General features: G+C 74.4%; 18 protein-coding genes. 6 read left to right on the forward strand and 12 right to left on the reverse strand.

Translation table 11 applies throughout. The annotated features are described in order from the left end of the window. Positions 1–299: 299 nt before the first annotated feature. The 12 genes from ACZ8ZB_RS01005 to ACZ8ZB_RS01060 all read right to left on the reverse strand — a co-directional run bounded on the left by ACZ8ZB_RS01005 (position 300) and on the right by ACZ8ZB_RS01060 (position 14096). The gene (locus ACZ8ZB_RS01005) at positions 300–1238 is read right to left on the reverse strand and encodes an NAD-dependent epimerase/dehydratase family protein (RefSeq protein ID WP_470735811.1); all 939 of its coding nucleotides are present in this window, start codon (positions 1236–1238) and stop codon (positions 300–302) included. Further along, positions 1235–2383, reverse strand: coding sequence for a cytochrome P450 (locus ACZ8ZB_RS01010; RefSeq protein ID WP_470735812.1), 1149 nt, complete (start codon positions 2381–2383; stop codon positions 1235–1237). Before ACZ8ZB_RS01010 ends, ACZ8ZB_RS01005 begins: the two co-directional genes overlap by 4 nt. Beyond that, positions 2380–3156, reverse strand: a complete 777-nt coding sequence (locus tag ACZ8ZB_RS01015) for a glycosyltransferase (RefSeq protein WP_470735813.1) — start codon at positions 3154–3156, stop codon at positions 2380–2382. The genes ACZ8ZB_RS01010 and ACZ8ZB_RS01015 overlap by 4 nt, the downstream gene beginning before the upstream one ends. Continuing rightward, on the reverse strand, positions 3153–4631 hold the full coding sequence (locus tag ACZ8ZB_RS01020) for a class I adenylate-forming enzyme family protein (protein WP_470735814.1): 1479 nt from the start codon (positions 4629–4631) through the stop codon (positions 3153–3155). Before ACZ8ZB_RS01020 ends, ACZ8ZB_RS01015 begins: the two co-directional genes overlap by 4 nt. Beyond that, positions 4631–5371 carry a glycosyltransferase family A protein gene (locus ACZ8ZB_RS01025; protein WP_470735815.1) on the reverse strand — a complete coding sequence of 247 codons (741 nt, stop codon included), beginning with the start codon at positions 5369–5371 and terminating at the stop codon, positions 4631–4633. The genes ACZ8ZB_RS01020 and ACZ8ZB_RS01025 overlap by 1 nt, the downstream gene beginning before the upstream one ends. After that, positions 5368–6399: a 3-oxoacyl-ACP synthase III family protein gene (locus ACZ8ZB_RS01030; RefSeq protein ID WP_470735816.1), complete on the reverse strand. Its 1032-nt coding sequence runs from the start codon at positions 6397–6399 to the stop codon at positions 5368–5370. Before ACZ8ZB_RS01030 ends, ACZ8ZB_RS01025 begins: the two co-directional genes overlap by 4 nt. 898 nt (positions 6400–7297) lie before the next feature. Beyond that, entirely contained in the window at positions 7298–7831 is a 534-nt protein-coding gene (locus ACZ8ZB_RS01035; protein WP_470735817.1) for a 2'-5' RNA ligase family protein, read from the reverse strand. 92 nt (positions 7832–7923) lie between these two features. Further along, positions 7924–9111, reverse strand: a complete 1188-nt coding sequence (locus tag ACZ8ZB_RS01040) for an alpha/beta hydrolase family protein (protein WP_470735818.1) — start codon at positions 9109–9111, stop codon at positions 7924–7926. Between the two features lie 315 nt (positions 9112–9426). Further along, positions 9427–10575: an SGNH/GDSL hydrolase family protein gene (locus ACZ8ZB_RS01045; protein ID WP_470735819.1), complete on the reverse strand. Its 1149-nt coding sequence runs from the start codon at positions 10573–10575 to the stop codon at positions 9427–9429. Between the two features lie 952 nt (positions 10576–11527). Continuing rightward, positions 11528–11926, reverse strand: coding sequence for a hypothetical protein (locus ACZ8ZB_RS01050; protein ID WP_470735820.1), 399 nt, complete (start codon positions 11924–11926; stop codon positions 11528–11530). A gap of 241 nt (positions 11927–12167) precedes the next feature. After that, the gene (locus tag ACZ8ZB_RS01055) at positions 12168–13667 is read right to left on the reverse strand and encodes a serine/threonine-protein kinase (RefSeq protein WP_470735821.1); all 1500 of its coding nucleotides are present in this window, start codon (positions 13665–13667) and stop codon (positions 12168–12170) included. A 141-nt stretch (positions 13668–13808) separates the two neighbouring features. Then, positions 13809–14096 (reverse strand): N-acetyltransferase, encoded by a 288-nt coding sequence (locus tag ACZ8ZB_RS01060; protein ID WP_470735822.1) that lies wholly within the window; start codon positions 14094–14096, stop codon positions 13809–13811. Between the two features lie 484 nt (positions 14097–14580). On the opposite strand from ACZ8ZB_RS01060, the gene ACZ8ZB_RS01065 reads away from it, so the two are divergent. From ACZ8ZB_RS01065 to ACZ8ZB_RS01090, 6 genes are read left to right on the forward strand one after another with little or no spacing between them, the layout of a single operon-like run. After that, positions 14581–15645: an NAD-dependent epimerase/dehydratase family protein gene (locus tag ACZ8ZB_RS01065; protein WP_470735823.1), complete on the forward strand. Its 1065-nt coding sequence runs from the start codon at positions 14581–14583 to the stop codon at positions 15643–15645. After that, the gene (locus ACZ8ZB_RS01070) at positions 15642–16478 is read left to right on the forward strand and encodes a UbiA family prenyltransferase (RefSeq protein WP_470735824.1); all 837 of its coding nucleotides are present in this window, start codon (positions 15642–15644) and stop codon (positions 16476–16478) included. The genes ACZ8ZB_RS01065 and ACZ8ZB_RS01070 overlap by 4 nt, the downstream gene beginning before the upstream one ends. After that, positions 16478–17659: an NAD(P)/FAD-dependent oxidoreductase gene (locus tag ACZ8ZB_RS01075; protein ID WP_470735825.1), complete on the forward strand. Its 1182-nt coding sequence runs from the start codon at positions 16478–16480 to the stop codon at positions 17657–17659. The genes ACZ8ZB_RS01070 and ACZ8ZB_RS01075 overlap by 1 nt, the downstream gene beginning before the upstream one ends. Continuing rightward, positions 17656–18738: a type III polyketide synthase gene (locus ACZ8ZB_RS01080; RefSeq protein ID WP_470735826.1), complete on the forward strand. Its 1083-nt coding sequence runs from the start codon at positions 17656–17658 to the stop codon at positions 18736–18738. Before ACZ8ZB_RS01075 ends, ACZ8ZB_RS01080 begins: the two co-directional genes overlap by 4 nt. Before the next feature lie 3 nt (positions 18739–18741). After that, positions 18742–19260, forward strand: a complete 519-nt coding sequence (locus ACZ8ZB_RS01085) for an isoprenylcysteine carboxyl methyltransferase family protein (RefSeq protein ID WP_470735827.1) — start codon at positions 18742–18744, stop codon at positions 19258–19260. Positions 19261–19270: 10 nt separating this feature from the next. Beyond that, positions 19271–20299 (forward strand): NAD(P)/FAD-dependent oxidoreductase, encoded by a 1029-nt coding sequence (locus ACZ8ZB_RS01090; protein ID WP_470735828.1) that lies wholly within the window; start codon positions 19271–19273, stop codon positions 20297–20299. Positions 20300–20509: the final 210 nt, after the last annotated feature.

Consider the following 20509-nt stretch of genomic DNA (forward strand, 5'->3'; position numbering starts at 1 on the left):
CGGGAGGACCTCGTCCGGCGAGGTCTCCGGACCGGCCCGAGCGGTGAGCGATCGAGTGGACCTTTCCCTGACTGACCGCCCGCGCCGAGACCATGACCCGACGGGCCGTGATCAGCGTCGTGGTCCGTCGGCTCGCCCGAGGAGGCCCGGTCACGCGTCCAGGCCCTCTCCCCTTGCGCCGCATCGCTGCGGACCTGCCCGAGGCAGGGCCTGGCCGCGGGCAGTGTACGGCGGCAGGACTGCCGGCCCGCCATCCGCTGACGGCGCGCGGGCGGGGACGTCGGCACGGGGGGCCGGGGTCAGCGGGTCTGTCGCGCTGTGGCCGTTCGTCTGCTCAGGAGGGCGGTTTCGTAGTCCTTGAGGGTGCGGCCGGCCGCCCACCCTTGGGACTCGGCTCTGGACACGTCCAGGACCACGGAGTGCGCCAGTTGGTCCACGGCGTAGCGGGTGAGCGGCGGCTCCGCGTGCGGGCGCAGTCGGGCCAGCGCCTGGGCGGCGCCCGCCGCGGCCCGGGCCGCGGGCAGCGGGATGTGGCTGATGCGCGTCCGTACGCCGTGGGCGCGCAGGACCGTCTGGATCGCCTCGTCCCGGTCGTAGGGGACCGGGTCGGCGATGTTGTACGCGCCCGGCGGCCAGCCGACGGCGGTGAGGCAGGCGTCGGTGAGGTTCTCGACGGCGGTCAGGCTGAGGCGGACGCTGGGCCCCGGCAGCATGAGCAGGCCGTGGCGGACGCGGGAGAGCAGCCGGGGTGCCAGGTGCGGGTCCCCGGTGCCGTAGACCGCCCGCGGCCGCAGCACGACGGCGCCCGCGGCGAGTGCCAGTGTTTCGCCGGCGGCCTTGGTGCGGCCGTATGCGTTCAGGTGTCCGCGCACCGGATGGTCCTCGGTGATGCGGGCTCTCCCGGGGCCGGGCGCGTAGACACTGGCGCTGCTCACCCACACCACCGGCCGGCCGGCGGCCGCCTCCAGCAGCCGTGCCGTGCCGTCGACGTTGACGGCGCGCATGGTGGCCTCCGCCGGAGAGCCGGGCGCGGGGTCGCCGACGGCTGCCGCGCAGTGCACGACGAGGTCGGCGCCGGACAGGTCCGGCACCTGGCGCGTGGCGTCCCAGGGGATGTGCCGGCCGACCGGGCCCGGGCGCCTGCCGACGCACAGGACGTCGGCGCCGCGGGCGGCGGCTGTGGTGGCGACGTGCGAGCCGCAGAAGCCGCTCGCACCGGTGACGGCGATGGTGGTCATCGGTTCCTCGCGGTTGGGCGGGCGTCGGCCGCCCGGACGGTGAGGGAGCGCCAGGTGGGCAGGGCCGCGCCCCGGTCCACGCGGGCGCGCAGGACGGTGGGGCGGTGGGGGGCGAGCGCGGCGAGGGCGTCGTCGAGCTGGGCACGGGCCAGGTGTGCGCCGGGGCAGGCGTGGGGGCCGGCGCCGAAGACGAGCTGGGCCACGGCGGGCGCAGCCGGGTGCCGGGCGTTGGGTGGCCGGTCATGGGCCCGTGCGGCGTGCCGTGCCACCAGGAGCAGGCGGTCCCCGGCCCGTACCGGGCGGCCGTCCAGCTCCGCGTCGGCTGCCGCCACTCGGGGCAGCAGCGGGGAGGGGGCGGTCACCCGCAGCAGCTCGCCCACCAGGGCCGGGCGCAGCCGGTCGTCGGCCGCCTGCTCCCAGAGCCCCGCGTCGGCGCACCAGGCGGCGGCGCGGGGGAGGGTGGCGACGGTGGTGTTGACGGCGGCGACCGCGAGCATGGCCCGCAGGGCCGGTTCGGTCGTTTCGCCGGATGCCGGGGTGAGCAGTGCCTCCAGCCGCGCCGTCGCCCCGGCGGCCGTGCGTGCGCTGCCCGGCCGCCGGGGGCCGGGCATGTGGTCGCGTACGGCGGCGGCCGCCGCCTCGGCCGCCGCCGCGGCGATGCCTTGCGGGTCGCCGGCCGTGCCCAGCAGCGCGCACACGGTGGCCCCGGCCAGCTCACGGGCCAGCGGTACCAGGTCGACCTCGCGGCCCGCGCGGAGCGGGGCGAGGCGGCGGTCCAGGACGTTCCGCCACACCGGGCGCAGGCGCTCCACCCCGGCGGTGCCGAGATCGTCGGCGACGGCGCGCCGGGTGGCGCGGTGGTCGGTGCCCTCCTGGTCGAACAGCGTGCCGCCCGCGGACAGTCGCCGGGCGGCGCCGCCGGTGGTGCCGGCGGCGGTGCGGTCCAGCGGGATCCGGGTGAGGGCCTGCCGGTAGGGGTCGGTGCCGTGCACCAGCACCGTGCCGCCGATGCGGGTGACCGTGCGGCTGCGGGCGGCGGCGAGGAGGGCGAACAGCACGGGGTGGGAGCGGGTGTACACGCGCCGGTCGCGGCGCCGGGCGGCGCGGAGCGTGGATGCGGTGGGGGTGGCGGGAGACGTGGTCATCTGACGTGTACCTGCTTCGGGTCGGCGGGCCGGTAACGACGGTCCCAGCACCACAGGAGGGTCCGGCGGGCGCCCCAGGCCCGCAGGCGGCGCAGGCTGGCGTGCACCACCATCCGTTCGGCCCGGGCGATCCGGTCGCTGTGCTCACGGGCCCGGTTGAGGAGGACGACGTCCTCGGGCGGTCCCTCCAGCGGGGTGCGGGGTGCTCCCCCGCAGCGCAGGTAGAGCGCGGCCGTCAGGGCGAGGTTGTGACCGTGGCACAGCACGTAGGGCGCGCGGTAGCGCGGGTGCCGGTGTTCGGCGCGGTAGCGCCCGTACAGCGCGGTCGCCCTGACGGCCGCCGGGAGCAGGTACCGCTCGGCGAGTGAGGGCCGCTCGTCCCGGCGTGGCAGGCTGCGGCCGCAGGCCATCTGTGTTCCTCGTGCGAACTCCGCGCGCGCCTGGGCGATCCAGTCGGCGGCGGGCAGGCAGTCGGCGTCCGTGCGCACGAGCAGTCGGGCGCCGTGCGCGATGGCGTACCGGAAGCCGGTGTCGGCGGCGGCGCCGGTGCCCCGCTCCTCTTCGCGGACGAGGTGTACGGGGAAGGGCGCGGTGGCGGCGAAGCGGCGCACGAGGGCGGCGGTCGCGTCGGTGGAGGCGTTGTCGACGACGGCGAGGGCGAAGCCGGTGTCGCTCTGGGAGGCGAGCGCGGCGAGGGTGGCCCTGATCCCTCGCTCCTCGTTGTAGGCGGGGACCACGGCCCACAGCGACGGCACGCCGGCGGGGGCGGTCATCCCCAGCTCCGTTCGGCGAGGCGCCGGGCGGCGAGGCGCGCGGTCGCGGCGCGGTCGGGCTTGCGGGAGCGGCCGGACAGCGGGATGCCGGCGAGCAGCACCGCGTCCGGCCGGGCGGTGCCCATGCGCTCCAGCGGTCCGTGCAGGGCCGCCCGGAGCGCGGCGCGGTCCGCCCCGCTGCTCGGCTGGACGACGGCGACCAGGCGCTCGTCGCCGTCGTCGGCCGGTACGCCCACGAGCAGGGCCAGTTCGACACCCGGTACGTGCAGGGCCGGCTCGTACAGCCCCGGGTAGATGTTCTCGGCGCGCCGCAGGACCATGTCCTTGCGGCGGCCCTCCAGCACGATCCGGCCGCCGTCGAAGCGTGCCCGGTCGCCGGTGGCGACCCACGGGTCGGGTTCTTCGCCCAGGTAGCGGTCCCGAGCGGCGGGGCCCGACAGCAGCAGTTCCCCGCAGGCGTCGGTCTTGGCCGCCACTTCGGGAAGGGGCGTGCCGACCAGGTCTCCGTCGCCGGTGAAAGCGGCCTTGTCGGCCTGCTCGACCGCCGCGGCGGGGAACAGCTCGGTCAGCGCGTAGACGCCCCACGCCTCCTCGGCGCCCGCGCGTTTGACGCGGGTGAGCAGGTCGGCGCTCGCGGGGGCCGATCCGGTCCACACCCGCCCGCAGAACCGGCCGTCCTTCGCGAGCAGCCGCCGCAGCTGCGGCGGCGTCAGATAGGTGGCCTGCGGTGCGAGGCGGCGCAGTTGCCGTGCCAGGACATGCGGGGAGCGGGCGGGCAGGGCGACCGGCGCGCCGCTCGCGAGGGACGGCAGGAGGACGAAGAAGGTGCCGCCGAGGACGGGCCGCCCGGCTTCGGGCCGTACCAGCTCGGTCACGGTGGTCATGCCGGCGGCGAGCGAGGAGCGTGTGTGCACCACCGCTCGGGGCCGTGCGGTGGTGCCCGAGGTGAAGACGATGACCGCGTCCGCGTCCTCGTCCACCGGGGGCGGCAGCGGTACGGCCCGGGCGTCGGCGTCCAGGGCCGGGGCGCAGCCGGGCGCCCGGGGCCCGATGGTGGCCACCGGCCCCAGCTCGGCGAGGTCGGGCAGGCTCAGGCGGGCTCGGCGGGCGAGCGGCCGGGCCCATCCGGCGACGGCCTGGGCGGCGGCGTCGGCGAGGACGATGCCGGGGCGGGCCAGGGCGAGCCGCGCACGCAGTACGTCCGCTCCGGCGCCGGGGTCGAGCACCGCGGCGCGCGCCCCGAGCCGGTGCACGGCGAGCATCACCGCGAGAGCGCGGGGTCCGGGCCGGACGGCGACACCGACGGTGGTGTCGCGTGCGACGCCCCGTCGGTGGAGGGCGGCCGTGTAGCGGTCGGCGAGGTCGGCGAGGTCCCCGCAGGTGACCTCGGTGCGTACGGCGCCGGTGCGGGTGGTGCCGAGGACGGCGGGCCGGCCGGGGTGGCGCCGCAGGGTGTGGGCGAGGGTGTCGAGCATCAGCGGGGGTCCTCCCCGTGGCGGCCCGGGCCCTTGTCGAGGTACCAGCGGGCGGTGCCGACGAGGCCGTAGGCGCGCAGCCGGCGGGTGGAGTTCTCCACGCGCATGCCGGGGGCGTGGACGATGGCGGTGGTGCGGCGGCGCACCCGGTTCAGGAAGAGCCGGTCGGTGGGGGACGGGCGGCGCGGCATCCCGCCGACGGCCTCGTACAGCGCTGCCGTGACGGCCATGTTGTTCCCGGCGTGCATCCGGTAGGGGGCGAGGTAGCCGTGGCGGCGATGGTGGGCGGGGCGTATGCGGCCGAAGAGGGCGGCGATGCGGACCAGTACGCGGAAGGCGGCCCGTCCCAGCGGCCCGTGCTCGTCACGGCGTGCGTCGATGCGCCCGCAGACCAGGCCCGCGCCGCGCCGCAGGGCGTCGCGGGCGCCGGCCGTCCAGCCGGGGTGCGGCAGGCAGTCGGCATCGGTGCGGGCCAGCCAGGTCGCCCCGTGTTCGATCGCGTACCGGAAGCCGGTGTCCACCGCGCAGCCCACGCCCTTGTCCGGCTCGCTGAGGACGTGGACGGGGAAGGGCGCCCAGCGGGCGAAGTCGTGGGCGAGGGCGGCGGTGCCGTCGGTGGAGGCGTTGTCCACGACGACGAGAGTGAAGTCGCGGTCGTACTGGGCCGCGAGCGCGTTCAGCGTGGCGCCGATGCGCGCGGCCTCCTGGTGCGCGGGCACCACCACCCACAGGGCGCTCATGCCTTCTCCCAGACCATCGTCATGATGCTGACGCCGCCGCCCAGACCGACGAACAGGACCCGGTCGCCGGGGCGCAGCCGCTCGTGGACGCGGTCGAGCTGGACGCCGAGGGTGGCGCTGGCCATGTTCCCGAGCTCGGGGACGGTGACGACGAGCCGGTCCCGGGGGACGCCGGTGAGTTCGACGAACCGCTCCAGATACGGCACGGTGACCTGGTGCACCAGGATGTGCCGGAAGTCGTCCCACGCCAGTGCGGTGCGCCGCCGCATCCGGTCGAGCACCGATGTTCCGACCTTCTCGAACACCTCGCGCAGCTCGCCGCCGTCACCGTGGAAGTAGGTGTGCTCGTCCCCGCGGGGGTGGCGGGAACCGCCGCCGAAGATGCCCCCGACCGACCAGTGTTCGGAGTGCGTCTCGGTGTCCACGTCGAGGATGCCGCCCCGCTCCACCGGCTCCAGGACGACTGCGGCCCCGGCGTCGCCGAAGGTGTATCCGGCGAAGCCGTCCCGTAGCTGACCGGGGCCGGACGGGGCGTGCCGGACCGCGCGGCTGGGGGTCTCCCCGGTGACGACCAGGGCGCGGCGGGCGCGGCCTGCGAGGATCATCGAGCGGGCCGTGTCGATGCCGTTGACGAAGCTGTTGCACGCGTTGGTCACGTCCAGCGCGTGTGCCCGGGAGCCGAGTCCGGCCTGGACGATGTGCGCGGTCGCCGGTTCGGCCACGTCCCGGGTGGCGGAGGCGAACACCAGCAGGTCCACGTCGTAAGGGGTGAGAGCTGCCCTGTCCAGTGCGGTGCGGGCCGCGCGCACCGCGAGCGTCGAGGCGTACTCGCCCTCCGCGGCCGCCCGGCGTGAGGCGATGCCGGTGACCCGTTCGAGGACGCGCGCCGGCAGGGTCAGCCCTGAGGCCGCGGTGATCTGTTCCTGGAGCTGCTCCGACGTCACTTCGCGCTCGGGGAGGCAGGAGGCCACCGCGGTGATGCCCACCAGGGGGCGCCACGGACCGGGAGCAGCATGGTCTATGTGCATGGGCCGAACGCTATGAGCGGTTCGGGGCAGGGTGCTTGAGTACGGGTACTCAACTGCCATGGGTGGTCGGCCGTGGTGGAGGGACCGGCGGCCGCCGCATGGATTCTCCCCGGTGATGCCGGATGCTGTCGGGGCTGCCGCAGATGTGGGCGACAGGCTGGATCACACGACCTGGGTCGGCACACGGGTGAACGTGCGCCGCTGCTGATACGGCGACGCCGGTGCCGGGCGGGTCCGCTGCCGTCCCGCCGGGGGTCGGCAATGAGCGCATGGACGTCCCCGGGCCGCTCCAATCAGCCTCCCTGCTGGTTCCGGAAGAGACCGCTGCCGCGAACGGCATCACGGTGCGGGACATCCGGGACCACCTCGCCCGTGACGAGTGGGAGGTCGCCCCGGGCCTGCCGGAGGAGCTCGGGGACGTCCGCCCGCCCCCTCCGGCGTTCTGGGAGAAGCTCGCCGAAGCGACTGGGCTGCTCCGGTTCGAGCGGAGCGCGGCTCGGTGTCGTCAGCGGTGCTCGGGGATCCGCAACGGAATGATCCGAGCGACTCCGACGCTTCGTCCTGCTGCCGAGGATCGACGCACGGCGCCGAGCTCCGGCGCCGGTGTTCCGCGGCCCGTGTGGGACATCGGGCACCTCTCGCCCACCGGAGGACGCGCGGTCAGCATCGCCTCGCTCCGGGTCGAGGACATGCCCGTTCTGGAGGTTCACCGGTCTGCCGCCACCGTGCCCGGAGGAGATGCGGCCTCCCCGGGACCACCGGCGAGCCGCGCCGCCTCGGGGCCGGGTGAGCACATCGTGCACGTGGTCCTCTTTCCGCGCCGGAGCCCGGCCGACGGGGCGGAACCGTACGCACCGCAATGCCGTCTTGGATCAGGTGACTTCGGTGTCGGGGGCGTTCAGGGGCGAGGCGCCAGCACCTCCAGGGCGCCGGTCTCGGTGTCGTAGCTGCGCAGGGTGGTGAGCCGGGCCGACAGCGGCGGCGCCGGCAGCAGTTCGGGGACCCGCCGGCCGGCGAAGGCACCCGCCCGCCGGGTCCGGCCGAGGGTGATGTGCGGGCTCCAGCGCTCAGGAGCGTGGAACGGGCTGAGGGTTCCGGGCGGACTGTCCGAGGCCACCGCCTCCCACACCCGGCGGTGCAGACCGGCCAGCGCGAAGTCGCGGTCCAGCGCCCAGGCCAGCACCGAGGTGGGCCGCTCGAAGCGAACCACGCCGGTGAACCGCACCGGCAGCGGCAGGGCGGCGGCCACCCCGGCGAGCTCCCAGCGGATCGGGGTGGTCAGCTCCGGACAGGCGGCCAGGGTGAGATGCGGGCTGTTGGTCGGTGAGCGGTGACGCGCCTGACTGGGCAGCCCCGCGTCCGCGAGCCGCCGCCAGGCCTCCCGAACCGCCGACTCCGCCGCCTCGTCCAACAAAAGCTCGACCGTACGCACCGCCGCAGCCTACCGGCGGTCCGTGAATAAGCATGTCCACAGGGCGGGCCCCGGTGGCGTGCCCGCCCCGCGTCCGGTCGCCCGTCCCGGGCTCAGGGACGGTGGAACCGCACCTCTGGGTGGGCCGGGTCCGGGCCGTCGAGGAGCGACTGGTTCCTGCCCCGCAGGTGCTCGTCGAAGAAGGCGGCGACGTACGCGCGGGTGACGGTCACCGCGCGGTCGGCCGGAAGGTCGCCGCCGGGGAGGCCGAGGTGGCCGAGGAGCACGGGCGCGTCGCAGAAGCCGAGGTGGTCGGCGCCGTCAACGGTCAGCCAGTGCTTCTCGCCGTTCAGGGCCGTCCAGGTGGTGTCCCAGGAGGTGTCCTCGCCGCCCGGCCGGTGGAACTCGTCGGTGCCCAGCAGCAGGAACGGACGTCCGCCGAGTCCGTCGGGGGGCACCGTGTCCCAGAACGTGCCGTCCATGTTCACTCCGGCGTCGATGCGCCGGTCGGCGGCCATGGCGCTGACGGCGCTCGCACCGCCGATCGAGTGGCCGGCCATGCCGATCCGCGTCCGGTCGATGGATGACGCGTACCGCCAGGCGGGCCGGGGGCCGGTCAGCCGGTCCAGGACGAACCGGGTGTCGGCGGCGCGGGCCCCGGTCACCAGGTGGCCCCTGGCCCGGTCGTCCTCCTCCATGACGGTGCAGGCGACGCAGGTCAGAGTACGTCCACCCGGCACCGACGTACCGGACGACTCGTAGGCGTGGTCGAGCGAGGCGACGACGTAGCCGCGGGAGGCGAGGTCCACGGCGAGGCTGGTGAGGGTGAACCGCGGCATGCCGAAGCCGGGCGAGAGCACGACCAGCGGGTGCCGTCCCGGAGCGGGGCGCGCGTCCACCACGCTGTGCGTACGGGCCCGCGCCACCTGCCGCACCGACGCCGGGTCCTCGACCGGCACGCCCTTCAGCAGCAGCCGGGCCTCCTCCTGGGTGGCGTACGGGGCGGGGCGGCCCGGCGTGTACCGGGCGGACGCGGGATAGTGCAGGGTGACCATGAGTTCCCGGCCGTCGGCCTCGGGCACCCAGGGGTCGGTGCGGGAGCGGTCCACGAGGTGGAGGACGGAACTCCCCACCCCGTACGGCCCGGTGGGGGCCGGCAGCCGCATGCGTTCGGCCGGCCGGTCCGGGACGGTCGTGGCGGTGCGCGGACGGGTCGGCGCAGCCATGGCGGTGGTGGCGGCCGGTAACGCGACCGCGCAGGCGAGAAGGGCGGCGGCGGCCGCCCGGGTCAGCTTGTTCATGCCGGGGACGCTACGGTCCCGGTCCCGGGCCCCGCGTCCTTCCACGGTCCCAACCGCCGTCGGAGCCGTACGTCCCGGGTCGGATGCCGGTCTCCACCGCACGGCCGGAGGCGATACGCGCGCGTCCCGTCGGTCCGTCCCGGTGCACGCCAACCCTGCGCTGCCGGCTCCAGGACCGCGCCGTCCTCGTCGCGCGGGGACTCCGGACCCGCTCCGAACTCCCGGGCGGTCCAAGCCCCTGCGACCGTGCAGACGGACAGTTGTCGTGTCGCACCGCGGCGGACGGCCCGGACCCTGCCCGGACCGTCCTCTCGGTCACCAGTCCAGCGGCAGAGCGGCGAGGTGCTGGTCGAGCAGGCCGGAGATGATCTGGTGGTCGTGGAGCGAGGGGTGCCAGTCACAGCCGAGCCGGTCCAGGCCAGGATCGTCGTAGTACCAGAAGCTGACCCGGTCGTCCCCCCGCGCGTTGCGGTCCTCGACGATGCCCCGGGCGGTGTCGGCGAAGGCGGTGCCGGACACCGGGGTGGCGCTGACCACCAGGAACGTCCTGCTTCCGTAGCGGGCTCGCAGCTTGTCGAGGAAGCCGTGGTAGGCGCTCGCGTAGGCGGCGATCAGCTCGCTCTGTGTGGCCCACGGCTCGCCCGGGCGGAGCGGGGTCGAGAAATCGTTGATGCCGAGGCCGATGACGACGACCTGCGGCCGCCAGCCGCGCGGCTTCCGCCAGACGTCGCCGACGACGTTCAACAGGGCCCGGTCGTAGTAGGTGCGGTAATCGGTGCCGGGCTCACCACCGTTGTAGTTGCGGACCATGCCGCGGCCGGAGAACGCGTTCTGCTGGTGGTCGGCGTCGAACGTGCGGGCGGTGAGGGCGCCGAAGGCGAGGTCCGCGTTGCTGTTCCGGTCGACTCCTCCGTTGGCAGAGCAGTCGCGCGTGCCCGATGCGTTGCCGTATCCGGCGGTGAAGGAGTCGCCGATGAACTCGATCTGCCTGTTCCGCGCCGCGGGGGCGGCGAGGATCCTTCCTCCCCGAGCGGCGACGAATCCACCGAAGCGGCCGGCGGCCCACGGGCTCTCCGTCCGCTTGACGATCCGCACGGTGTGCTCGGTGTCGGCGAGATCCCTGACCCAGGACGTGGTGCGCCCGGGAGTCACCAGTGTGCTGACGGTCGTCCCGTCGATCTGGACGTCGTAGTCGTTGGCGGAGTCGTCGAGCACGATCCCGACGCCGGTGCCGCAGAACCGGCCTTCGAAGGCGACGCCGGGCCAGGTGTACCGCACCGAGCCGTCGGCCGCCTTCTTGACCCGGCCCGCCGTCCGGAACCCGGTGAAAGCGGCGGGCGGCAGGGAGCGATGGGCGACGGACGCCTGGGAGGGTGCGGCCGCGGCGACGGTGACGCCCGCGGTCACGCTCGCGGCGGCGGCTGTGAGCAGTGCTCGCCGGGAGAGAGGGGGAGCGGTGCGCATGAGCGGTCCTTCCGGTGTCGGGAGATCTGCACGTGCGGTGGTGCGGGAGCGCTCCCATCATGGCCGTGCCGGTGCGGCGTGGGGAGTGCTCGGGGGCGACGGGTACGGAAGACCCTGGTGGGGTGGCCGAGGAGGCGATGTCGCCCCGTTCTGTTTTCCGCAGTCCTGCAAGAGGGCGGTTCACTGAGCCTGCACCAACTTCAAATTGCAGGCCGAAGGGATGGTGTGACGGCCTTTCGGGGTGCTCGTGCTGGTCATGGGCGGCTGTCTACGGCATAGACCGTCCGTCAGCGCGGTCGGTTCGCCAGTTCCTCCTCGCTGTGGCCCTGGTGGCCTTCCACGATCCGGTGCATGGATCCCGAGCTGGTGAAACGGATCCGACGTACCCGCCCCCGTGGTCGTCACCGGCTTCACAGCCGGCCGCGCCCACAGGCTCACCCCGGCCGGAAGGACGCCAACCGTGTCCCCGCCGCGGGGCGCACGCCGGTCGAGCACGGATTCGTCCGCCTGAAGAACTGGCGGACCCTCACCAAGCTCCGCACCGGTCCCGCCCATGCGGCCCGTCTCCTGCGCGCCCCGCCCGTTCTGACGAACCTCGAAGTCAACCGCTGACGGACGATCCTCTCCGGGGACTCTCGCCCACGGCCAGCCCGAGCATCCCGGGAACCGGCCACACCAGCCCTTTGACCTGCGACTTCAAGTCGGCGGAGGCTCACTCGTGTGCAGTCGGGTGGCGGCCCGGTCGAAGTGGGGTTCCTCTGCGGCCATCCGGCGCCACCGCGACGCGTGGAACGGGTGCGGAATCCCCGGTGATGAGTATCGCGCCCCGCTCCACGAGCGCATGCGGCAGGCCGGATGACCGACGAGGACCCCGGGCAGCGTGATGGAGACGTCATGCATCCCGATCGACGGCCCGGGGGCGGCGATTCGGCGGCGCGGTGTGCCGCCGGGTTCAGACCGGTCGCCCGTGCCGTGTCACGAGGGTGATCACGGAGGAGACACCGGCGGTCACGGCGAGGCTGCCGATCATGACCATCCCCACGCCGATCACGAAGAGGCCGCCGGCGTCGTCCGACCAGTCCAGGAAGGCGGCAGCGGTCAGGCCGGTCGTGGTGCCGGCCACCGCGCCCACCACGTGGTTCCGGAACACCGCCCAGCACACCGGCACCAGCAGGGTGAGCACCAGCCCGATCACCTGCCACGCCTCGTACGGGCCGGTCGACGAGCCGTCGGAGTGCACGTCACGGTGCTGGTCCCAGCCCAGCCACACCGCCCACATCACCGACGCCGTCACGGCCGGCACGAGGGCCGACGTCAACCGGGGCAGCAGTTTCACGAGTCCTTGATGCATGCTTCGAGCCTCCCGCCGCCCGCCGCCGCCGGACAGCGCACGCGTACTCGGAACCATCCGAGTACATGAGCCGGGGAGACGGACCGCGTACTCACTCCAGGGGGTGCCAAGGGGCGGGTGGTGCGGCTGACGGGGCCTGCCGAAGCGGAGCCCCCGGCCGTTCTCCTCGGACATGACGCCCGCGCACACCGGCCCCCGCCCTTGGGGAGGCCGGCCTCGCTCGCCGGGCCAGATCTTCGGCTCAGTGGTCGGACCCCCGGTCCGCGGCGGCCGGCTTCCCCATGTTCTTCCGCGCCTTCCCTTCTTCCTCCCGTCCTTTTCCCCCGCCCCTGTCAGCCGTTCCGGACTTGCCGGGCCGTTCGCCGGAGGTCCTCTTCCCGGTCCGCTCTCCCGTATCGGGGAGGTCTGCGGTCAGGTCGCCCCGAGTACCGGCCGGACGGGAGTGGGGTGTCGAGGCCCCGGCGCCGTGCGCGGCTGTCCCGGTGACTGGATTCCGGACCGGATCAGCCGGGGCGGAGCGAGGGCTTCGCCCCGAGGAGGTGTCACGGGACGACTCGGCCGGAGCGTCGGGGACGGAGGGCGACGGAGCCGCAGATGCCGCGTCATTCCTTTGGGCGGCGGTGTGCGGCGGGCCGGCCGGCGTGGAGGAGCGGCCGGCAGCCCGTGTCTCTTTCTCGCCGCTTCCTTCGTGTGAGAGGCCGTCAGGGAGGGCGAGGGCAGTGGCCAGCACGGCAGCGAGCGCGGCGGTTCCACCGGCGACCAGGGTGCGGCGTCGTGTGGCGGCGGCTTTCGGCCCGGTCGCGCTGCCCGCGGGCGACGGGTTCGGGTGCGTGGGCTCGGCATCCCGCACCGGCCCCCGACTCGGCGCGACACTCGTGGCGCGGAGCGCGGAGGGAACGGATACGGAATCTGCCGTGCCGGCGAGGGCGGTCAGCAGCCGGGCGCACTCGTGTGCCGTCGGGCGTTCCCACTCGTCCAGGGCGGTCATCCTCCGCAGCAGGGTCGCGAGGTCTTCCGGCAGGGACGCGGGCAGTACGGGCCGGCGGTGGAGTCGTGCGATCGCCGCCTCGAGAGGGCCTCCACCGTATTCGAGCCTGCCCGTGAGGCACTCGAGGAGTACGAGGCCGAGGGCGTAGATGTCGGCGGGCCGGCTGACGGACCGGCCGAGCACTTGCTCGGGGGACAGGTACGCGGCGGTGCCGATGAGTGTGCCGGTGGCGGTACGGGTGGTGGCGTCGAGCAGCCGGGAGATGCCGAAGTCGGTCAGGTGGGGGCGTCCGGATGCGTCCAGGATGATGTTGGACGGCTTCACATCGCGGTGAACGATCCCCGCTCCATGCGCGTGAGCCAGGGCTTCGGCGAGGTCGGCGCCGAGTGCGGCCACCTCTTCGGGGGACAGGGGGCCTCCGGTGATGCGGCTCTTCAGCGTGGGGCCTTCGACCAGTTGCATGACCAGGTAGGCACGGTCCTTGTGCCGTCCGGCGTCGTAGGCGGTGACCAGCCCGGGGTGGTGCATCCTGGCCAGGATGACCGCTTCGTCCCGGAAGCGTTCCTCCATGCCGATATCGGCGCCGGGCCGGAAGACTTTGACCGCTACCGATCGCTTCAGACGCAGGTCGAAGCCGCGGTGGACGTCGGCGGCACCGCCCGAGCCGATGAGTGCGTCCAGACGGTACCGTCCGGCCAGCACTTCGGCGGAACACCGGGAGGTCAGTGCCAAAGCCGACTCGCGGAGCCTCATTTCGTCTCCCACTGCTTCGAAGAGGTGTCCGTACGGGCGCTCGTCGCCGACGGGATTCCGGACACACGTACCCGTGAGAGATCGGGCTACCCCAACGGTCACAGCTGTGAAGGCCGCGTGGAGAAGACCGCGGGAAACCCTTCACCCGGCGTTCCCGGCAACGGCAGCGGACCGGAGGTGGGAGCAGTGGTCGTCGGTGGCCGCCCGGGGAATGCGCATCCTGTGCAGCAGGTCACGCGTGAGGCGACGGCCGTCGGTGGCACGCCAGGTGATGCCGGGGTACCGGGAACGCAGGTGCGACAGCGCCCTGGTGCCCAGTCCACTGTCGCGGAACGGATCGTCGATGACCACATCGGTGATCACACCCTTGGCGCACTCCTCGCACGTCCGGTAGGTCACCTGGCCGACCACCCTGCGCACATGGACCATCAGCAGGCACTCCTCCCCTGCGGTGCCGGGCGCGGGTGACTGCAGCAGTCCGACCTCGCGATAGACCAGGAGCCTGCGCCGCCACCGGCCCCTGCGCCGTCCGGCGCGCCGGTGCCTGCCTCCGTTCCTCCCTGACGGCGCGACGGACCACGGTTCCGGCGGCCGACCGTGCGCGACGCCCCTGGCGGGTGTGTGATCGTGATGCATGGAGTAGCCGGTTCCCCCTTGTGCGGGAGCGATGCCCGTGTCTCCCCCATCGGGGCGGAACCGATGAGGACCACGTCCTCCATCCGCCGGCCGGCGGTCCGCACCGTCCGCCCGGAGGTCTGCCGCGAAGCGTCCGGTCCACTCGCCGGAAACACTCCGTGCTTCCTCCGGGTCCGGGGGAAGCGCGTACGCGCGGTGCGCCAGCCGGGTGACCCGGTGTCCGCCGGATGCCGGAGTGCCTCGTGTGAGAGGAGGGGCGACGGGCAACGCATCCTGCATGCGCATCGTGGTCACCGGGGTGACCGGAAACATCGGTTCTGTCGTCGTGCGACGCTTGCGTGCCGAGGGCGGGCACGACCTCGTGGGTCTGGCCCGGCGACTGCCCGAGGGCCCGGACAGCCGGGGTGTCGACTGGCGCTCGGCGGACCTCAGCGTCGAGGCCTGCCACGGCACACTCGTCGAGGCGTTCACCGGCGCGGACGCGGTCGTCCACCTGGCATGGGGCTTCCAGCCGTCCCACGATCTCGCCTATCTCACCGAACTCGGCGTCGGCGGCACTCGCCGCGTGCTCCGGGCCGTCGCCGACACCGGTGTCCCGCACTTGATTCACATGTCCTCGGTCGGCGCCTACTCACCGAAGAAGGACGATCGTCCGGTGGACGAGTCCTGGCCCACCGGGGGCGTGCGCAGTTCGCGGTACAGCCGGCACAAATCGGCGGCCGAACGTCTCCTCGACCGGCATGAGGCCTCCGGCGCCGGCACGCTCGTCACCCGCCTCCGGCCGGGAATCGTCGGACAGCGCGCCGCCGGCAGTGCTCTCCTGCGGTACGGCGTGCCCGCCCTCGTGCCCTCCAGGGTGCTCGGCCTGCTGCCGGTCCTGCCGATGGACCGGAGGCTGACCATCCCGATGGTGCACACCGACGACGTCGCCGAGGCGATCGTCACGGTGCTGCACCGGCGCGCGGCGGGTCCGTTCAACCTCGCCGCCGACACGCCCGTGACCGCGGCGGTCATCGCGGACGCGCTCGGCGCCAGGCTGGTGCACGTGCCCTCCGCCGTGGTCCGCGCCGCCATGTCGGCCGCCTGGCACGCACGCCTGCAACCGGTCGACACCGGGTGGCTCGACATGGGCTTCGCGCTCCCGACGCTGGACACGACCCGTGCGCGCACGGAGCTCGACTGGGCCCCGGCCAAGGACGGCCCGCAGGTGCTCGCCGAGGTGATCGAGGGCATGAGGGAAGCCGCGTCCGGCCGGACACCCGTGCTGCGCCCACGCACCGTCCTCGGGGCGCTCGGCGACGCGGTCCGTCGTGGTCCGGTCGCCGTGCGGCGACGCCCGTGACCACCGGCACGGCGCCGGTGCGCCCCGGACCGCCGCCCGTGGCCGCGCTGCTCGCCGCCGCCCACGGCGGGCCGGCCCTGGCGGTCGCCGCCGTCGCGGGCCTGCTCGCGCTCCGCAGCGACCTGTCCCCGCTCGATGCCGCCGTCGTCACCGCTGCGGTACTCGCCGGCCAGCTCACGATCGGCTGGGGCAACGACCTGCGGGACCTCCCCCGCGACCGCGCCGTCGGCCGTACCGACAAGCCGTTGGTCACCGGAGCCCTCCCGGTCGGCTGGGCGGTGCGCGCCCTGGTCGTGGCCGGACTCGTCTGCGTCGTGCTGTCCGCGCTCGCCGGCTGGCGCAGCGCGCTGGTCAACGTCGTCCTCGGCGCCGGCGCGGGCCACGCCTACAACCTGGGGCTCAAGGCGACCCGGTGGTCGTGGGTGCCGTACGCCAGCGCCTTCGGGACGCTGCCCTCGGTCGTCACCCTCGCCGGCCCCGCCCCGGCCTGGGCGCCGCTGTGGATGACCGGCGCCGGGGCCGCGCTCGGTGTCGGGGCACACCTGCTCGACACGCTGCCCGACCTCGCCGACGACGAACGCACCGGCGTCCGCGGCCTGCCGCACCGGCTCGGCGAGCGCCTTTCGCGCATCCTGGCCCTCGTGCTGCTGTCCGCCGCCTCGCTGCCGGCCGTCATCGGTCCCGCCGGTCTCCCTCCGGCGTGGGCGCCGGCGGTCCTCGCTCCGGTGGCGGTCCTTGTGGTGGTTGCGTCGGCCGCCCACGGCCGTACTTCCTTCCGGGCCGCGGTGGCCGTCGCCCTGCTCGATGTCGTGCTGCTCGTGGCGGCCGGTTGATGGCGCCCGCACCCGCTCGCTGGGACCTCGTGGTGGTCGGTGCCGGACCTGCCGGAGCCGCCACCGCCCTGGGCGCGCTGCACGCCGACCCGGAGCTGCGCGTCGCCCTCCTCGACCGGGCGCGCTTTCCGCGGGACAAGGTCTGCGGCGACGGGGTGGCCCCGCACGTCCTCGACCTCCTCTCCGAGGTCCGTGTCACCGGTCTCGTCGACGACCGGGTCCCGGTCGAGCGGCTACGCCTCGGCCGGGGCGGCCTGGTCGTCGAACGGCGGATGGCCCGCCCGGCGTGGGTGGTGCCGCGCCGGGTCCTCGATGCCCGGCTGGTCGACGCGGCCGTCGCCGCCGGCGCCCGGTTCCTGCAACACCGGGTCCGTGACCTGCGGCAGGACACCGGTGGGGTGATCCTGGACGGTGAGGTCTCCGCCGCGGTCGTGGTCGGCGCCGACGGCGAACACTCGGTCGTCCGGCGCGCGCTCGGCCGGTCTCGTGGTCCGGTGGCCCTGGCGCTGCGCGGCTACGCCCCGGTCGCACCCGGGCGGCGAGGCGTACAGGTCATCGAGTTCGGCACCCGCCACCAGCCGTCGTACGCCTGGTCCTTCGACCGCGGTGACGGCCACGCGAACGTCGGATACGGCGAGGTCCTCCTCGGAGGACGGCCGGCGCCGACCCGCGCCCAGTTGTCCGAGCGGCTGGAAGCGCTCCTGCCCGGCGCGGCCGAGGGGGGTGGGAGCTGGGCCGGGCACCTCCTGCCGCTCTCGACGGCGCGTTGGCGCCCTCCGGCCGGCCGCGTACTGCTCGTGGGCGACGCCGCCTGCCTGGTGAACCCCTTGACCGGAGAGGGCATCCACCATGCCGTGGCCACCGGCATCGCGGCTGGTCGCGCCGCCGCCGCAGCCCTGCGTGACGGACGGCCCGAGCGGGCGGGAGAGCGATACGCCCACGTCACCCGCCGGATCCTGCTGCCCCACCTGCGCCACACCGCTCTGGCCGCCCGGCTCGCCCGCACCGCGGGTGTCCTCGAGGCCGGGCTGCGGGCCTCGGCCGCCGACCAGCGCGTATTCGACGACTTCGTCGAACTCGGTGTCGCCCGGGGCCGGTTCACCCCCACCGTCGCGCTCGGCCTCGGCCGGGCGTTCCTCACGCCCGGCCGTCCGACCGGCCGCCCCCAGGAGCCAGCATGACCATGCGCATCCTCAGTGTCTGCGGTGTCCTGCCCGATCACCGCTACCGGCAGGAGGAGATCACCGGGTCCTTCACCGGCATACTGGCCGAGGGCGCGGTCGACCGCGGCGTCGTCGAACGGTTCCACCGCAACACGTGCGTCGAGACGCGGCACACCGTGCTGGCGCTGGAGGAGTACGCCCGCCTCGGGGACTTCGGCCGGTCGAACGACGCTTTCATCCGGACGGGCGTCGAACTGGGCGGTCGCGCGGTCGTCAACGCGCTCAAGGATGTCGGTCTCACACCGACCGACGTCGACTTCGTCGTGTCGTGCACGGTGACCGGTCTGGCCGTCCCCTCGCTCGAAGCCCGCATCGCGGCGGAGATCGGGTTGCGCCCCGACGTGGTGCGCATGCCCCTGGTCGGCCTCGGCTGTGTGGCCGGCGCGGCCGGCATCGCACGCCTGCACGACCTGCTGCGCGGCCGCCCGGACGGGGTCGCGGTGCTGGTGTCGGTCGAGTTGTGCTCGCTCACGTTCCAGCGCGAGGACACCTCGCTCGCCAATCTCGTGGCGAGCGGCCTGTTCGGGGACGGCGCCGCGGCGGTGGTCGCGGTCGGCCCCGGGCATCCGCTCGCGCGGTCCGACGACCCCGCCCGCCCCGAGGTCCTCGCCTCGCGCAGTCGCCTGTACCCCGACTCGGAGCGCATGATGGGCTGGGACGTCGGCTCCGGCGGATTCAAGATCGTACTCGACTCCTCGGTCCCCGGCCTGGTGCGCCGGTACGTCGGCGACGACGTTCGCGGTTTTCTCGCCGACCACGCCCTCGCCGACGACGACATCGGCTGGTACGTCGCGCACCCCGGTGGCCCCAGGGTCCTGGAAGCACTGCAGGAAGTGCTCGGGATCGAGCGTGACGCCCTGGGAGCGACCTGGGACTCACTGCGCCGGATCGGCAACCTGTCCTCCTCCTCGGTGCTGCACGTCCTGGCGGACACGCTCGCCGACCGCCCTCCGCGGCCCGGCTCCCACGGGCTCATGCTGGCCCTGGGCCCGGGCTTCTGCTCCGAACTCGTGCTCCTGCGCGCCCCGGGAGGATGAGAGATGAGCGGCGAGGTGCTGTTCACCGTCCTGGTCCTGGCCGTCGGCCTGGAACGGGCCGCCGAACTGTTCGTGTCCCACCGCAACGCCGTCCGGAGCATCGCGCGGGGCGGCGTGGAGGCCGGGCGGGGCCACTACCCGTTCATGGTGGTACTGCACACGGGCCTGCTGGTCGGCGCGCTCGTGGAGGTATGGGTGCGGCGGCCGGGCGTCGTACCTGTCCTCGCCTGGGCCATGCTCGCCCTCGTCGCGGCCTCGCAGGCGCTGCGCTGGTGGTGCGTCGCCACCCTGGGCCGGCAGTGGAACACCCGGGTGATCGTCGTGCCCGGCGCCGCGCGCGTGACCGGCGGTCCCTACCGCCGGCTTTCGCACCCGAACTACCTCGCCGTCGTGGTCGAAGGGCTCGCGCTCCCTCTGGTGCACTCGGCCTGGGTCACGGCGGCCGTCTTCACCGTGCTGAACGGGTTCCTGCTCGCCGTCCGCGTCCGCGCCGAGGACACCGCCCTGGCGCGGCTGGCCTGAGGAGGGACGCATGGACCTTCTCGTCGTCGGTGGAGGACCGGCAGGTCTCGCCACGGCATTGCACGCGGCCCGGGCAGGCCTCGAAGTCGCCGTCTGGGAGCAGCGCGCCGGTACCGTCGACAAGGCGTGCGGCGAGGGCCTGATGCCGGGCGCCGTCGACGCCCTGGCAGCGCTCGGTGTCCACCCGCCGGGACACGACCTGCGCGGCATCGCGTACGTCTGCGGGCCGCGTCGGGCCGACGCCGACTTCCGGGCGGGGCCGGGCCGCGGGGTACGTCGCACCGTCCTGCACGCGGCGCTGCGGGAGGCGGTGCTGGCCGCCGGCGTACGGGTCGAGCAGCGCACCGCGCGCCGTGTCGAGCAGGACGAGGACGGTGTGGTGGTCGACGGCACCCGTGCCGGCCACCTCGCCGCTGCGGACGGCCTGCACTCGCCTATCCGCCGCTCCCTGGGGCTGCACCGGCCGCGTCGGGCCCACCGGCGACACGGGCTGCGCCGCCACTACGCGCTCGCTCCCTGGAGCGACCGCGTCGAGGTGCACTGGGCCCGTGGCGCGGAGGCCTACGTGACCCCGGTGAGCGACGGCCTCGTAGGCGTCGCGGTGCTCACCACCGGCCGCGGACCGTACGACGACCACCTCGCGGCCTTCCCCGGGTTGCGGGAGCGGCTGGCCGGAGCCGGGCCCGCCGGACCGGTGCGCGGGGCGGGGCCGCTCCGCCAGGACACGCACGCACGCACCGTCGGCCGGGTGCTGCTCGTCGGCGATGCGGCCGGTTATGTCGACGCGCTGACCGGTGAGGGCATCGCGCTGGCGCTCGCGCAGGCCTCAGCGGCGGTGCGGGCAGTCGTCGGCAACGACCTGGCAGCGTACGAGCGGGAGTGGCGACGGCTCACCCGGCACCACCGCTGGCTGACCCGGGCGCTGCTCGGTGCGACGAGGATCCTCCCGGTCCGCTCGGCGCTGGTGCCTGCGGCGCAGCGGCTGCCAGGGGTGTTCTCCGCGGCCGTCGACGTGTTGGCGCGTCCGGTGGGGACATGATCCGGCAGGCTCCGGACGCCTGGGCCGTCCACGGATCGAAGAAGCTGACGGGTTGCCCCTCCCCCGGTGTGGGGGCGTGCGATCGAGTCGTGAACGAACCGGACGTCGCGCTCGTCACCGAACCGGTCGGGCCGAGGCCGAACGTCCTGGCCCGCTGTCCCGCCCCCTTGCCGCAGCAGCCGTCCCCGAGCACGTCGTACGCCTCCGACA

The sequence above is a fragment of the Streptomyces sp. 12E genome (assembly GCF_055633275.1).